Annotated in this window: 12 protein-coding genes; 4 read left to right on the forward strand and 8 right to left on the reverse strand. The window is 63.3% G+C overall.

The genetic code is table 11. From position 1 onward, the window contains the following. The first annotated feature begins 17 nt into the window (after nucleotides 1-17). Complete coding sequence (locus tag AB4N98_RS07500) at nucleotides 18-335, forward strand: DUF3509 domain-containing protein (protein ID WP_017526244.1); 318 nt, start codon at nucleotides 18-20, stop codon at nucleotides 333-335. On the opposite strand, the gene AB4N98_RS07505 is transcribed toward AB4N98_RS07500, so the two are convergent. Next, nucleotides 332-820, reverse strand: coding sequence for a phosphate-starvation-inducible protein PsiE (locus AB4N98_RS07505; RefSeq protein ID WP_017526243.1), 489 nt, complete (start codon nucleotides 818-820; stop codon nucleotides 332-334). The genes AB4N98_RS07500 and AB4N98_RS07505 overlap by 4 nt on opposite strands. A gap of 246 nt (nucleotides 821-1,066) precedes the next feature. Between AB4N98_RS07505 and AB4N98_RS07510 the strand changes: the two genes are divergently transcribed. Further along, a complete protein-coding gene (locus tag AB4N98_RS07510; protein ID WP_003171979.1) occupies nucleotides 1,067-1,327 on the forward strand; it encodes a YebG family protein in 261 nt (86 codons plus the stop codon). A gap of 54 nt (nucleotides 1,328-1,381) precedes the next feature. Here the strand turns inward: AB4N98_RS07510 and AB4N98_RS07515 are convergent, their stop codons facing one another. After that, nucleotides 1,382-2,401, reverse strand: coding sequence for a Leu/Phe/Val dehydrogenase (locus tag AB4N98_RS07515; RefSeq protein ID WP_017526242.1), 1,020 nt, complete (start codon nucleotides 2,399-2,401; stop codon nucleotides 1,382-1,384). 185 nt (nucleotides 2,402-2,586) lie between these two features. Between AB4N98_RS07515 and AB4N98_RS07520 the strand changes: the two genes are divergently transcribed. Further along, on the forward strand, nucleotides 2,587-3,390 hold the full coding sequence (locus tag AB4N98_RS07520) for a SirB1 family protein (protein WP_068937556.1): 804 nt from the start codon (nucleotides 2,587-2,589) through the stop codon (nucleotides 3,388-3,390). On the opposite strand, the gene AB4N98_RS07525 is transcribed toward AB4N98_RS07520, so the two are convergent. The 4 genes from AB4N98_RS07525 to hmgA all read right to left on the reverse strand — a co-directional run bounded on the left by AB4N98_RS07525 (nucleotide 3,387) and on the right by hmgA (nucleotide 8,038). Next, nucleotides 3,387-4,754 carry an MFS transporter gene (locus AB4N98_RS07525; RefSeq protein ID WP_460149346.1) on the reverse strand — a complete coding sequence of 456 codons (1,368 nt, stop codon included), beginning with the start codon at nucleotides 4,752-4,754 and terminating at the stop codon, nucleotides 3,387-3,389. The two genes, AB4N98_RS07520 and AB4N98_RS07525, sit on opposite strands and share 4 nt — an antisense overlap. A gap of 62 nt (nucleotides 4,755-4,816) precedes the next feature. Next, nucleotides 4,817-5,452 carry a maleylacetoacetate isomerase gene (gene maiA / locus AB4N98_RS07530; RefSeq protein ID WP_068937555.1) on the reverse strand — a complete coding sequence of 212 codons (636 nt, stop codon included), beginning with the start codon at nucleotides 5,450-5,452 and terminating at the stop codon, nucleotides 4,817-4,819. Nucleotides 5,453-5,464: 12 nt separating this feature from the next. Then, nucleotides 5,465-6,751: a fumarylacetoacetase gene (fahA, locus tag AB4N98_RS07535; protein ID WP_065877249.1), complete on the reverse strand. Its 1,287-nt coding sequence runs from the start codon at nucleotides 6,749-6,751 to the stop codon at nucleotides 5,465-5,467. Nucleotides 6,752-6,754: 3 nt separating this feature from the next. Next, nucleotides 6,755-8,038 (reverse strand): homogentisate 1,2-dioxygenase, encoded by a 1,284-nt coding sequence (hmgA, locus tag AB4N98_RS07540; RefSeq protein ID WP_017526237.1) that lies wholly within the window; start codon nucleotides 8,036-8,038, stop codon nucleotides 6,755-6,757. Between the two features lie 119 nt (nucleotides 8,039-8,157). Between hmgA and AB4N98_RS07545 the strand changes: the two genes are divergently transcribed. Beyond that, a complete protein-coding gene (locus AB4N98_RS07545) occupies nucleotides 8,158-8,937 on the forward strand; it encodes an IclR family transcriptional regulator (RefSeq protein ID WP_017526236.1) in 780 nt (259 codons plus the stop codon). 1 nt (nucleotide 8,938) lies between these two features. On the opposite strand, the gene dacB is transcribed toward AB4N98_RS07545, so the two are convergent. Further along, nucleotides 8,939-10,384, reverse strand: coding sequence for a D-alanyl-D-alanine carboxypeptidase/D-alanyl-D-alanine endopeptidase (gene dacB / locus AB4N98_RS07550; RefSeq protein ID WP_026067134.1), 1,446 nt, complete (start codon nucleotides 10,382-10,384; stop codon nucleotides 8,939-8,941). A 128-nt stretch (nucleotides 10,385-10,512) separates the two neighbouring features. Then, nucleotides 10,513-12,930 (reverse strand): TonB-dependent siderophore receptor, encoded by a 2,418-nt coding sequence (locus tag AB4N98_RS07555; RefSeq protein ID WP_217855808.1) that lies wholly within the window; start codon nucleotides 12,928-12,930, stop codon nucleotides 10,513-10,515. Nucleotides 12,931-12,945 lie beyond the last annotated feature (15 nt).

Raw genomic sequence — 12,945 nt, forward strand, 5'->3', positions numbered from 1 at the left:
TCAGGCGGTAACGCACCATGGACAATCCTTTTCAGATCATCACCGACACCTTCAGCCCAAAATACCGGGTCAACCTGAGCATTCAACGGCTTGACGGCAGCATCATGCTCACCCTTTCCGATGACACCGGCGTGGTGGCCAAGCGCATGATCAGCGCCGAACAACGCAACGACCCGCAACGGCTCAAACGCCTGGTGCAGAGCATCCAATTCGGCATCGCCATCGAGCAGGGGCACAGCGCGATGGAGATCCTGGCCGTGATGACGGATGGCGACAATCACAAACTATTGCAAAGGCCCCCCAGCCGCACCCTGCCCTTCAGCGTCGGGCTTTAAAGCTCACCTTTCTCCGTCTCCAGGCTCGCCTCGCCCTTGCGACGCGGGCCTTCGACCTTCACCGACGGAAACGCCGACGACGCATAGCGCACCACCAGAATCGCGAAAGCCAACAGCAGAATGCCGCCGCACAGGTAGATGATGCCCAGGTCTGGCGGGTTGTGGTGCGACACGTTAGAGATCAGCAGGCGCGTCAGCGCGGTGATGGCCACGTAGATCAGGAAACGCACGGGCATGTGGTTGGTCTTGAAATAAATCCCGACCATGGCGCCCAGTTCCAGATAGATGAACAGCAGCAAGATGTCATCGATCTTGATGTGCCCGTTCTCCAGCATCCCCAGAAATTCCATCACCGCCGCCCAGGCGGTCACCGCGCCAATGGCGAACAGCGCCAGGTAGTGGAACGACTCCACAAACAGATTGCCCAGCGACTCGGCCAGCCCATGGACTTGCTGGCGCAGCTTTTCGGCCCAGTTGATTTTCACGAAGGTGCTTCCTTAGGTCGGTTCGACCGGATAATGCGGGTTGGACGTGACGGTTGTTCTGCATGCAGAAAAAAGGCCAGAGGCGGGTATAAGATGATGGCGGGGTGACATGAGGCACAGATTGACCATTTCCCGACTACATTAAAAACCTACTATCCAAACCCCGGCGTTTGGCATATCCTCTTAGCTGTATATAGATACAGTAGTAGCAAAAGACAACTATCGTGAAGGCATGTGAGGTGGTGAATGGCCGTCGAAGTGGTATACCGCAGCAGCCGAGATCTGGAGCGTTTGTTCATGGATAAAGCCGAAGCTGACCGTCATGACAAAATGCTTGAACTCGCTGAGTTGCTGGCAGAAGTGTTGCAAAAAGCCGTGCCGTCCCTGAGCGAGCAGCAGGTGGAGGAAGCCGGGATCTACATGGCGAAGAACCGCGATGTATTTGCCAAGGCGTTCAAGAGCCAGCCGGACGCGTTGTCCGAATTGCTCAACGCAGCGGCCGAATAAAGCCCGAATTGAACAGGCCCTGAGTCCATGATTCAGGGCCTTTTTAATGCCTGCTCATGGGTAAAGCAGGCGCTCGGCGAGTTCGTCCGCCACCCGTGCGGGGGAGCGTTTTTCCGCTTGGGCATGGGCGTAGATCTCGGTCAGGCGCTTGCCGATGTTGGACAGGTGCGCGGTGATGGTCGGCAGTTCGGCGCCGCTGTGTTTGAGCGCGACGTAGATCAGGCCGCCGGAGTTGATCACATAATCCGGGGCATAGAGGATACCGCGGCCTTCCAACTGGTCGGCCACTTGCAGGTTGGTCAGTTGCGCGCTCGCGGACCCGGCCACGGCGGCGCAACGCAGTTGGCCGACACTGGTGCGGTTGAACACGGCGCCCAGGCCGCAGGGCGCAAGAATGTCGCATGGGGTGCTGAGCAAGGCGTCGTTGGCAATGGGGTGTGCGCCCAGTTGTGCCATGGCCAGTTGCACCTTGCCGTGGTCGATGTCGCTGACCAACAGTTCGGCGCCGGCGGCGTGCAGTTGCTCGGCCAGGGCATATCCGACGTTGCCCAGGCCCTGGATGGCCACGCGCAGGCCTTCGAGGTTGTCGCTTCCCAGGCGCGCCATGGCGGTGGTGCGGATGCCAGCGAACACGCCCATGGCCGCATGAGGCGAAGGGTCGCCGGCGGCGGTGGTGCTGGTGACGAAGCGGGTGTGCTGGGCGATGCAATCCATGTCGGCCACCGAGGTGCCACTGTCGATGGCGGTGATGTAGCGGCCATTGAGTTGCTCGACACACCGCCCGAAGGCTTCAAACAACGCAGCGCGGCTTTCCACATGCGCCGGGCGCAGGATCACCGCCGTGCCACCGCCCACCGGCAACCCGGCCAGGGCCGCCTTGTAGCTCATGCCCTGGGCCAGGCGCGCGGCGTCCGCCATCGCGCTTTCGTCGTCGGGGTAGGCGATATAGCGACAGCCGCCCAAAGCGGGCCCCAGGCGACTGTTATGGATGGCAATGATCGCCTTGAGCCCCGTGACCGGGTCGATGCTCAGGTGCAGCGATTCAAGGCGGGTGCTGTGCATGAGAGCAAACATCGTCAAGCTCCCGAATCACTTCTTGTGTCGCCAAGTATAGGCTGGCGGCAGAAAACTGCCGGAGCGCACTGGAATAAGCCGCCAGGTTTTGCGGGACTTGCGACATAAGCAGGTAGGATGTGTCTTAAGGCACTGGACGAATTTTCCTGGCAAGGCTAAAACGGGAGCATCCGCCGGAGAACGCAATGAAGCCCCGCCAAGCCTTTTTCGCCTGCCTGCAACGTTCGCCACCGGCGCTGTTCGAAGCCGCGCTATGGATCGCCGCCGAGCACGACCCGACGGTGCAGCCGCTGGACATCCTGCAGGACCTCGCATTGCTGCAACAACAGGTCAGCCTGGGCATGCCCATGTTGCCGGCGGACGAGTTGGGCCAGCCGTTACTGCGGCGCATGAACGACCTGGGCTTTGCCCAAGACGAGTTCACCCCGCTGCGCCCCGCCGCCGCCCTGCTGGACAAGGTGTTACAACGCAAACGCGGGCAACCGCTGGCCATGGGGCTGATCGCCATGGAACTGGCGCGACGCCTGCACATCCCCATGGCCGGGGTGAATTTCCCAGGGCATTTCCTACTGCGGGTGCCCGGCGCCGATCACCTGCTGGACCCATGCGGCGGCCGGCGCCTGTACCCCAACGATTGCCGCGAACTGCTGCAACGCCAATATGGCCCCAACCTCAAGTTGCAGGCCGATCATCTGCTGACGGCCGAGCCGCGTTCGATCCTGCAACGGCTGTCACGCAACCTGCGCCAACTGCACCTTTCCAATGACAAACCATTAGCCGCCCTGATTGACGCCGAGCGCGTGCTGGAACTGGGCAGCGCCAACGCCGCCGATTACCTGGCGCGGGCCAGCCTGTACCAACGCCTGGATTGCCCCAACGCCGAACGCTTCGACCTGGAACACGCACTGTTGCTCAGCGAAGACCCCATCCAGCGCCTGCGCCTGACCGAGCGGCTGGGGCACCTGCCGCCCAACTCCGTGGTGCACTAAGCCTGCGGCGTTTTGAGAATATCGCCATGCAGCGCGAGCTTCGGCGCTTGGCTCACCGGCGCGCGCACCTGGATGATCAGCAACGCGGCAATGACTGCCGGGATCGCGCAGAAGAAAAAAATCTGCTGCACAGGAATATGCATGGCCAGCAACAGGCTGCCGAACAGCGGCCCCAGGATCGAACCGAAACGTCCCACGCCCAACGCCCAGCCCGTGCCGGTAGCGCGAACATGTGCCGGGTAGAAATTGCTGGCGAAGGCGTTAAGGGTCAACTGCCCGCCGATGATGCAGAAACCGGCTGCGAACACACAGGCCACCAGGTAGCGCGGATTGTCGTGGTTCAACCCCAGCAGAACGGTACACACCGCCGCTGCCGCCAACACGCCGGACAACAGCCGCACCTTGCTTTTGAGGCGGTCGGCAAACCAGGCCATGCCGATCGCACCCAGGGTGCCGGCAAACAGAAACATCGAGGTCACCAGGTTGGCTTGCTTCAGCGCCAGGCCGCTTTCGAGCAACAACGATGGCAGCCAACTGATCATGAAATACAACAGGATCAGGCTGACAAAGAATGTCGACCAGATCAGCAAGGTCGGGCGCGCGTAACCGTTGCGAAACAGCTCCACCACCGTCAGCTTGCTGCCCTGCTCGTGCAGGTTTTGTGCCTCCCTCGCCGGCGGCGGTTGCCAATCGAGCAGCATGCGCGCGGTGACGCTGCGCAATCGCAGATACGGCGATGCGTCGCGTAACAGGCGCGGCAAGGATTCAGGCAGCAGCCACACCAAAAACGGCAACAACAGCAACGGCGTAACGCCGCCTGCCAGAAATACTGCCTGCCAACCAAAATTGTCGATAAACCCTGCCGCCACAAACCCACCCGCCGCGCCGCCGAAGGAGAACCCGCACGCGGCCAGGGTCACCATCAAGGTGCGCAGGCGTGGCGGCGAATAGTCCGACATCAACGCCATGGCACTGGGCATCGCACCGCCCATGCCGATGCCACAGGTAAACCGCGCGGCCATCAGCGTGGTCAGCGAGTTGGCGAACACCATCAGCACGGTGAGGCTGGCGTAGATCAACACACAACCCAGCAGGATGCGCCGCACACCAAACCGGTCGGCCAGGGGCGTTACCAACAGCGAGCCCAGTGTGAGCCCCAACAGGTTGGCGCTGAACACCGGCCCGAATGCGGCTTTTTCCAGCTCCCAGTCCTTGGCCAGCGCCGGCACCACATAGCCCAGCACCTGGGCATCGTAGCCATCGGTCACCAGCAGCAACGCCAGTAACAGGAGGATCAACCACTGATAGCGCGACACCGGACGGGCGTCGAGTGCCGCGCGAAAGCTGGCAATCTGAGTGTGCATCGCAAGGTACCTACTTATTTTTATGGGTAGGCGGCCCCGATCCAATGTGGGCGCCTTGAGCGTTATGGGGTGTCGGGTTGGTGGGCGGGATGGGCCTGAATGAACGCCGGATGCTGCGCCGCCAACGCCGCCACCCGCCCAATACGCGGGTAGGCCGCCAACGGCACCTTGAAGCGCTGTGCCGCATATAGCTGCGGAACCAGGAACGCATCCGCCAGCCCCGGCTGCTCGCCGAAGCAAAACCCTGTGTCGCCAATCAACTGCTCCACCGCGCCCAACCCCTGGCTGATCCAATGACCGATCCACTCCAGCACCTGTGCCTCATCATGCCCCCACTGGCGCAACAGGTTCTGGGTGCTGGAGTTGTGCAGCGGGTGGATATCGCAGCCGATAATTGCCGCAACGCCACGCTCGTGGGCACGGGTGGCCAGGTGCTTGGACAGCAACGGCACCTGTGGATAACGTTCGTCCAGGTACTCGATGATTGCCGAAGACTGAATCAGCAGCTCACCCTCATCGAGGCGCAACGCCGGCACGCGACCTTGCGGGTTGATGGCCAGGTATTCCGGCTGGCGATTGGCACCGCCCGCCGGTAACAGCAAGTTGACCGGCACCGCCGTACAGTCCAGCCCCTTGAGCGCCAAGGCAATGCGTACCCGGTACGACGCGGTGGAGCGGTAGTAGGTATAGAGTTCCATCACCCGCCCCTCTTAACGTGCCGCAACCACGGTACCCCGGCATTCGCCGAAGCCGATGGAGGCAAAGCCTTCACGCTTGCAGCGGGCGCGCAGGATGATCTCGTCGCCGTCTTCGAGGAACCTGCGCACTTCGCCGGACGGCAATTCGATCACCTTCTTGCCGCCTTCGGTAGTCTCCAGCAGGCTGCCGAACTGCCCCGCCTGCGGCCCGGACAACGTGCCGGTGCCGAACAGATCACCGGCCTGCAACTGGCAGCCGTTGACACTGTGATGCGCCACCAGCTGCGCCACGGTCCAGTACATATGCAGGCTGTTGCTCAGGGCCAGGCGATGGGCCGGCAGGTTCTGTTCACGCATGGCGGCGGTGGTCAGCAGCACCTCCAACTCGATATCCAGGGCGCCGTTGGCCTGGTCACGTTTGTCCAGCAGGTACGGCAGCGGTTGCGGGTCGCCCTCAGGGCGGGCCGGCTGGGCCTTGCGGAACGGCTCCAGCGCTTCGGCCGTGACCACCCAGGGCGAGATGGTGGTGATGAAACTTTTCGACAAAAATGGCCCCAGCGGCTGGTATTCCCACGCCTGGATATCGCGTGCCGACCAGTCGTTGAGCAAGCAGAAACCGGCGATATGCTCGGCCGCGTCACCAATGGCAATCGAATCGCCCATGGCATTGCCCGGGCCGATCCAGATCCCCAGTTCCAATTCGTAGTCCAAACGCGCACACGGGCCGAAGGTCGGTTCGGCCTGGCCGGCGGGCAGCGTCTGGCCTTTGGGGCGACGCACCTCGGCACCCGACGCGCGAATGGTCGACGCGCGGCCGTGGTAGCCAATCGGTACGTACTTGTAGTTGGGCAGCAACGGGTTGTCAGGACGGAACAGTTTGCCGACGTTTTGCGCGTGTTCGATGCCCACGTAGAAATCGGTGTAGTCGTTGATCCGCGCCGGCACATGCAGCTGGCAACCGGCGGCGCGATGCAGTACCTGGGCCTCGCGTGCGTGCAATGGGCTGCCCTCGGCCAGCAGTTCCAGCAGGCGTTCACGCAAAGCCACGCGCGGGCCACGGCCCAGTTCGAAGAAGGCATTCAACTGGCCGCCGGCGGTCGCTTCAACGGCACGACGGGCCTCGCCGTCAAACGCGTCCAACGCAGCGTGAAGATCGAAGATGCAGTCACCAATCGCCACGCCACTGCGCGGTGCCGAGCCGTTGATACTGAAGATACCCAGCGGCAGGTTCTGCAGCGGGAAATCACGGTGACCGTTGGCCGAAGCCACCCAGCTGCGGGCTAGCGTCTGTTGAGTCATGGGTTATCTCCGGTTCGGGTTGAAGGTGGCGGGCAGCGCGGCCCAGCACGCGTCGTAAGCGGGTTGCAGTTGCGGGCAGTCCAGGGCGAACTGGGTGGGACGCAGCACTTGGCTGGTCTCGAACATGAAGGCCATGGTGTTGTCGATCTTGTGCGGCGCCAGCTCGACGTTGATGGCTTTGGTGCAGGTCTCGCCGTCCGGGCCATGGGCACTCATGCAGCTGTGCAGCGACGCACCGCCGGGCAGGAAGCCTTCGGCCTTGGCATCGTAGGCGCCCTGGATCAGGCCCATGTATTCGTTCATCAGGTTGCGGTGGAACCACGGCGGGCGGAAGGTGTTCTCGGCCACCATCCAGCGTGGCGGGAAGATCACGAAGTCGAGGTTGGCCAGGCCGTGGGTGCTGGTCGGCGACGTCAGTACGGTGAAGATCGACGGGTCCGGATGATCGAAACTCACCGTACCGATCGTATTGAAGCGGCGCAGATCGTATTTGTACGGCACGTTATTGCCGTGCCAGGCCACCACGTTGAGTGGCGAATGATCCAGCTCGCAGGCCCACAACTCGCCGAGGAACTTCTGCACCAGCGTCGTGGGGATCTTCAGGTCTTCGTAATGGGCGACCGGGGTGAGGAAGTCGCGCGGGTTGGCCAGGCCGTTGCTGCCGATGGGGCCCAGGTCCGGCAGGCGCAACGGGGCGCCATGGTTTTCGGCGATATAACCGCGTGCTTGCGCATCCAGCAGTTCGACGCGGAATTTGAGCCCGCGCGGCAGCACGGCGATTTCCAGCGGTTGCACCTCCAGCACCCCCAGTTCGGTGGCGATACGCAGGCGGCCCTGCTCCGGAACGATCAACCACTCGCCATCGGCGTTGAAGAACACGCGTTCCATCGAACGGTTGGCGCGGTAGTGATAAATGCTGATACCTGCGGGTTTTTCCGACGCCGAGTTGGCAACCATGCCGACGAGGCCGTCGATAAAGTCGGTCGGCTCGCTCGGAATATCCAGCGGGTTCCAACGCAGTCGGTTGGGTGTCACCGCGCCCAGCGGCCCACCGGCCAACTGCCGGTCCAGCTTGACGAACGCCGGGTGGTTGGCCGAGGGCTGGATGCGGTAGAGCCAGGTACGCCGGGCTTCGCTGCGCGCCATGGTAAACGCGGTGCCGGAGAACAGTTCGGTGTACAGCCCATACGGCGCTTTTTGCGGGGAGTTCTGGCCGACCGGCAGCGCACCGGGCAGGGCTTCGCTGGCGAATTCATTGCCGAAGCCCGACAGGTATTCGAGGTTCATGGAGCATCCTCTGTATCACGTTATTTTTATCGTAATCGATTTACGCATAACGTAATTTGATCACTATCGAGCGTCAAGCTATAAAGACGCCCATTCATCTCTTGGATTCCCGCCCCTCCATGGAAAAGCCCCGCGACACCGGTAAACAGAAAGTCCGCTCGGCCGAAGTGGGTACCGACATTCTCAAAGCGCTGGCCGAGTTGGCGCCGGCCACCTCGCTGTCGCGCCTGGCCGAACATGTGCAAATGCCAGCGAGCAAGGTACACCGCTACCTGCAGGCCTTGATCGCCTCCGGGTTTGCCGAACAGAACACCGCCACCAACCACTATGGCCTGGGCCGCGAAGCCTTGCGCGTCGGCTTGGCCGCGCTGGGCAGCATGGACGTGTTGAAAGTCGGCGCCCTGCCCCTGGCGGAACTGCGCGACGAGTTGAATGAAACCTGCTTTCTGGCGGTATGGGGCAACCAGGGCGCAACCGTGGTGCAGATCGAACCGGCGGTGCGCGCGGTCACGGTGGTGACGCAGTTGGGCTCGGTATTGCCACTGCTCAGCTCATCCACCGGGCTGGTGTTCAGCGCCTTCCTGCCGTTGCGGGAAACCGTGGAGCTGCGCGAGCGTGAGGTGCAGGCAGGTCTTGCCCATGCGCTGGCGGACGACGGGGCCTACGCCATCACCTGCGAGCAGATCCGCCGCCGTGGCCTGCATTTTGTACACGGGTTGCTGATGCCGGGCGTGGACGCGTTGTCGGCACCGGTGTTCAACGCGGTCGGGCACGTCGCAGCGGTGATGACGGTGGTCGGCCCTACCTCGCTGTTCCACGCCGACGAAGATGGCCCGGCGGCGCAGCGCTTGCTGGCGGCGACCCGGGCCGTGAGTTGGCGCATGGGCTATCAGCCCTGAATCAGTCGCGCCACTGGGTCAGGGCCACAGCCAGGCGGTTTTCGAGGGCGCGGATCGGCGCCGCATCGCCCAGGTAGTTGTTGCTGAGCATCGAGAACACCAGGCGTCGCCCGTCGGCATCCTGGATGTAGCCACTGAGCGACGAGACGCCCGCCATGGAGCCGGTCTTGGCGTGCAGGTTGTTTTCAGCGGGCGTGCCGCGCAAGCGATAACGCAGGCTGCCGCCGCTCATGCGGTTTGCGTTGCCGGCGATCGGCAGCGCGTCGTACCAGGCCTTGAACCAGGGCTGTCTGGCCGTGGCCAGCAACAGGTCGGTCAAGTTCTGCGACGACACCAGATTGCGCCGCGACAAGCCCGAGCCGTCCACCTGGCTCAGCGTCGCCGGGTCCAGGCCCTGGCGCTGCATGAACGCCGCCACCGCTGCCACGCCCGCCTGGGCGGTGCCCGCATTCGCCGTCTGGCGCCCCATGGCCTTGAGCAAGGCTTCGGACATGTTGTTGTTCGAGAGCTTGAGCAGCGGCGTGATCAGTGCCTGCAACGGCGCCGACTGATGCTCTGCCAACAGCGTCGCGGTGTTCGGGGTGGCACCGCCGATCACGCGTCGACCCAGCACCTTGATGCCCTGCTGCGCCAGCGCCTGTTCAAACAGGTTGGCCACCAGTTGCGTCGGCTCCCAGACGCTCACCCACTCTCGGCGTTGCTCGCCCGGCGCCAGCGCACCGGTGAGTTGCAGCAGGTTGGTGCCGTGCCGGCGGGTGATGCCGTACGTATTGCCCGGGCCACTGACCGCGCGATTGCTCAGTTGTACGTAATCGGTTGGCGGGCTTAGCACCACACTCACCGGCTGGCCGGCTGTCGCCGGGGCCTTGGCGGTGACGATCAAGGTGCCCGCATCAAAATCGGTGTCGGGCGACACCGTGAGCGCCGAAATCTGCGCGCCGTAGTAGGTGCTTTCATCGTCCTGCGCCCAGTCGACACCCAGGCGTTCGGTGTCGAACCAGGTGTCGTCAAATACCAGGTCCCCCTGCACTTGACGCACGCCCTGGCTCGCCAGCTGCGCGGCCAGCGCCTGGTAATCGGCGAGCTGCGTGGTGGGGTCGCCCAGGCCACGCAGGTAAAGGTTGCCGGTCAGGCGCTCGCCTTGCTGCACGCCGTTACCGCGCAACTGCGTGGAAAACCGGTATTGCGGCCCCAGCACCTCCATAGCGGCCGCGGTGGTCAGCAATTTGAGATTCGAGGCAGGCACCAGCCGCGTACGCGGATTGTATTGGTAAAGCGTGGCGCCGCTGCGGGCGTCGCGCACCATCAGGGAGACGGTGGCGCCGTTGAGGGCCGGGTCGGCCAGCATTCGATCGAGGGTGGCCGAGGTGGAGGTCGGCGAAACGCTGGCGCAACCATTGAGTAACAAGCTCAAGCACAGCAGGTGCAGCCATCGTCCAAAGTGCATCGGTGTCGTTTCCCGCCAAGCCATCAGTGCCGGCAACGCTAACAGCTGCGCCCCCTTATGGCGAGCGGGCTGACCTCCCACACTTTGGATCGGTGCTGATCCGCAACCCCAGGTCACCGCTGCCCCTTTTAGAACTGCAGCGTGCTCGACACCGACACCTGCCGTGCATCCCCCATCGACACAAAGAACCGGCTGGCCGCCGAGGTGTAGTAGGTGCGGTCAAACAGGTTCTTCACGTTGAGCTGGAACTTGACCTTCTGCCCTTCAATTTTGGTGTCGTAAGTGGCGAACGCATCCGCCACGGTGTAGCCCGGCAAGTTGAAGTCGTTGGCCGCATCGCCTGCGCGCTCGCCCACATAACGCGCACCCGCGCCGACTCGCAATTGATCGCCGCCGAACACGTTGCCGAAGTCATACACCGCCGACAGCGAGCCGGTGTGCCTGGCCACGTTCTGCAGGCGGTTGCCTTGCAGGGTCGGGTCCTTGTCCTTGACGTCTTCGGCGTCGGTGAAGGCGTAGCTGCCGATCACGCTCCACTGGTCGGTCAGCTGGCCGCTGGCGTCCAGTTCCAAGCCCCGGGAGCGCACCTGGCCGGCGATGCTGTAGACCGTGTTGGCATTGGAGCCCACCGAGACCAGGACGTTGCGCTTGTCGATATTGAACAACGCCGCACTGGCGGTGATGCGCCCAGGGATGTCGAGCTTGGCGCCCAACTCCCATGATTTGGATTCCTCGGGCGTCAGGTCGCCGGTCAAGGTGCTGTTGTCGGCCAGGGCGGCGATGGTGGAGTTGGGTTTGAACGACTCGGTGTAGCTGCCGTAGAACGACAACTCGTCGGTGTAGCGATACACCAGGCCGGCGCGCGGCACCCAGGCCTGGCCGTTGCCGTTGGTGTTGGCCTTGAACGGCACGCCCTTGCCGGCGTATTGGTCGTACATCTGGTAACGCGCGCCGGCGACAAAAATCCACCGCTCGTTCAGGTGAATCGCGTCCTGGAAAAACACCGAGTCGCTGCGCAGCAGGTCGGTCTGGGCGCTGTCGGTGGCACTGACCGTGCTGCCCGCCACTTCATTGCCGTACACCGGGTTGTTGTAGTTGAAGGTGGTGCGCGAGGCCTGGCGGATCAGGTCGGCGCGATAGATCTTGCGGTACTCGTCGTCCAGGCCGAACACCACGTCATGTTGCATGCCCAGTGCGTTGACCTTGCCTTCCAGGCTCGCGGTGGCGAAACGGTCGGTGGTGATCGCGCCCTGGGTGCCGTCCATTTTGCGGGTCAGGGTGCCGTTGTCATTCACCGCACTGACGCGCACTTGGCTGGCATCGTAGGTCTCGCGGTTCCAGCTATAGCCGAAGTGGGCTTTCCAGTCGTCGTTCACGTCATGGTCGGCTTCGAAGCGGTACAGGTCGGAGCGGCCTTGCATGTTGTTGAACGGTTCATCCAGACGCCGGGTGGACGGGATGTCCAACGGGTGGTTGGACTTATCGATGGCGGTGCCACGGTCGAACGGCGAGAGAAACTCGCGGTGTTCATAGGCGAACAGCAACTTGGTGCTGTCGCCGTACCAGGCCAGGGACGGGGCAACCAGCGTTTCGCGATGGGTGCCGAAGTTGCGCCAGTAGTCTTCGTCTTCGTGGTCGACGATCAGGCGATAGGCCAGGCCCGAATCACCGATCGGCCCGGTGGTGTCGAGGCCGCCGCCGCTGCCGTTCTTGCCGTCGCCAAAGGTGGAGCCGCGCACGGTCAGGGACGTGGAGGGGCTCAACTCGGGCTTTTTACTGACGATATTCACCACGCCGCCCGGGTCCTGGATGCCATACAGCAACGAGGACGGGCCCTTGAGCACTTCGACGCGCTCGGCCGTGGCGTTCAATGCGCGCCCCTGCACTATCGGCATGCCGTCGCGCATGATCGAACCGTTACGGTTGTCGCCGAAGCCGCGCAGCATCACCGCGTCCTGAGTGCTGGCCAAGGTGTTGGCCTGGGTGATGCCGCTGATATTGCCCAAGGCATCGTCCAGGTTGCGCGGGGTCTGGTCACGCAAGACCTGCGCCGGGACCACATTGACGGTTTGCGGGGTTTCCAGCAGCAACGCATGGGAGCGCATCACCGAGCTGGTGGGCGGCGGCTGGTAACTGGTGCTGTCCTGGGTTTGGCCGACGCCGCTGATGGTGGTGGCGCCGAGGTTGAGCGCGCCATCGGTGGGTAGCGGCTCCAGGGCCAATGTGCGGGCATCGATTTGGCGGAACGTGAAGCCGGAGTCGCCCAGCAGGCGTTGCAAGGCCGCCGTGGCGCTCATCTGCCCGCTGACCGCCGGGGCGTTGAGGCCGTAGGGCGCTTCGTCGGTGTAGATCACGCTGATGCCGGTCACCCGGCTGAAGTCGCTCAGGGCCTGGGGCAGCGGCTTGGCGGCCAGGGCAAAATTGAACTGGGCACTTTGCTGCTCTTGCGCCTGTGCCACGCACAACGGCAGCAACGCTAGCCCCGACACCACCAATACCGAGGCTCCCAGCCACTGTTTAACCAAACCGCCCGCCATCGACTTCATGCTGTGAGAACCCGT

The organism is Pseudomonas sp. S3_E10, assembly GCF_054667615.1.